Annotated in this window: 1 protein-coding gene; it reads right to left on the reverse strand. The window is 60.6% G+C overall.

Annotated elements, in window-relative coordinates; translation table 11 throughout:
• Window positions 1–966: an IS481 family transposase gene (locus EN853_RS33065; protein ID WP_127861912.1), complete on the reverse strand. Its 966-nt coding sequence runs from the start codon at window positions 964–966 to the stop codon at window positions 1–3.
• Window positions 967–1,026: the final 60 nt, after the last annotated feature.

The raw sequence follows: 1,026 nt of genomic DNA on the forward strand, positions 1-1,026 counted from the left end.
CTAGGTGTTCAGTCCCGAGGTCAAGTGGACGGGATTGAGCCGGAACCTTTCTGGCTGTTTGGCCCATACCGCGCAGATGGCTTCGTAAGGCGTGAGGCCGTGAAGGGTCTTTAGCCGCCTGGCGAAGTTGTATCCGTCGAGGAAGGCAGCGAGGTGGTTTTCGAGCTGACGGTGGGTCTCGTAATGAAATCGCCGGACAGTCGCCTCCTTCAGCGTTCGGTTCATTCGTTCGACCTGGCCGTTGGTCCATGGGTGGTTGGGCTTGGTGAGACGGTGATCGATGCCATGCCTCCAGCAGGTCCGGTCGAAGGGGTGGCCGCGCCAACGCGCGGTAGGGCCATTCCGGTTCTTTGGCAGGTCGGCGAACTGGATACCATTGTCGGTGAGCACGGTGTGGATTTTGTAGGGGACGGCTTCGACCAATTCGTCGAGGAAAGCTCTTGCAGTGACTGTGGTCGCCTTCTGCATCAGCCGAGCGAAAGCGAACTTCGAGGTCCGGTCCACTGCCACGAATAGGTAGAGCTTGCCCTCTTCGGTTCGGACCTCGGCGATGTCGATGTGGAAATAGCCGATCGGGTAGCGCGTGAAGGGCTGTTTGGCTGGCCTGTCGCCGGCGACCTCGGGCAGGCGGCTGATCCCGTGGCGCTGAAAGCACCGATGCAAGGACGACCGCGTCAGGTGCGGGATCGTCGCTTGCAGCGCATAGAGACAGTCATCCAGAGGCAGCAGCGTATGCTTACGGAAGGTGACGACCGCCGCCTCTTCCTCGGCCGTCAGAACGGTGGAGCGTACGGTCTTCGGACCCATCGGCGCATCATGGACGAAGGCCCGCTTGCGCCACTTGGCGACAGTCTTCCGATTTAGACCGTGCTGCGCTGCGAGTTCTTTGAGCGGAGCCTTCGATCGCTGTATCGCTGCTCGGATGGCGTGCGTGGTCGTGGCGCTGCCGTGGAGTATCTGTCCCATAGCTTATCCCTGAATGAAGGATCAGCTTGACTGATTCCCCCACACTCCGGGACTAGACAC

The sequence above is a fragment of the Mesorhizobium sp. M1C.F.Ca.ET.210.01.1.1 genome, from assembly GCF_004791585.1.
Taxonomy (GTDB): Bacteria; Pseudomonadota; Alphaproteobacteria; order Rhizobiales; family Rhizobiaceae; genus Mesorhizobium.